This is a genomic window from Streptomyces diastatochromogenes (assembly GCF_002242805.1).
Classification (GTDB): Bacteria; Actinomycetota; Actinomycetes; order Streptomycetales; family Streptomycetaceae; genus Streptomyces; species Streptomyces diastatochromogenes.
Genome location: NZ_MCGQ01000129.1, coordinates 1 through 558, shown reverse-complemented (window position 1 = coordinate 558; position 558 = coordinate 1). Strand labels below are relative to the sequence as shown.

At 69.5% G+C, this 558-nt stretch carries 2 pseudogenes; one reads left to right on the top strand and one right to left on the bottom strand.

From position 1 onward, the window contains the following. Positions 1-270: pseudogene (locus BEK98_RS49415) on the bottom strand (LPXTG cell wall anchor domain-containing protein); the annotation flags it as partial. Positions 271-397: 127 nt separating this feature from the next. Between BEK98_RS49415 and BEK98_RS51545 the strand changes: the two are divergent. Then, positions 398-558 (top strand): annotated as a pseudogene (locus BEK98_RS51545) (Tn3 family transposase); the annotation flags it as partial.

Below are 558 nucleotides of genomic sequence, written 5' to 3'. Positions count from 1 at the left end.
CTCGTCAGCCGCCGGCGCGGTGTCGTCGGTGGCGGGTGTGGTGTCGTCGGCCGCCGGAGTCGTGTCGTCCGCGGCGGGCGTGGTGTCCTCGGCGGCAGGCGTCGTGTCGTCGGCGGCGGGCGTGGACTGCTCCTCGGCGGGAGCCGTCTCGCTGACGGCCGGAGCAGGGCTGTCGTCATCCGTCGCATAGGCAGTCGGCGCCGCCAGCAGGACGGCCGGAGCCATGGCGGCCGTCGCGGCGGCGAGGGCCAGGGAGCGGCGAAGCTTCATGCGAACCTCAAAAGGCGTGAGTGGCCGAAAGCGTACGCAGAGACGACCCACCGCACCCGAAAAGAGTTGTCTGAAATTCAACGACTCTCATGTGATCTGAATCACGCAGACATGGCGGGCAATGCCCAGCGGAAGCGCCATCGCCCGCGCGATCTGCCACAGCAGCCGGGGCCAGATCCGCCAGGCGTACCGCGACGGTCAGGAAGGCCAGCTCGCTACCCTCGGCCTGGTCTCAACGCTGCCGTGCTCTGGAACACCCGCTACCTCGACGCCGCCGTTACCCAGCTG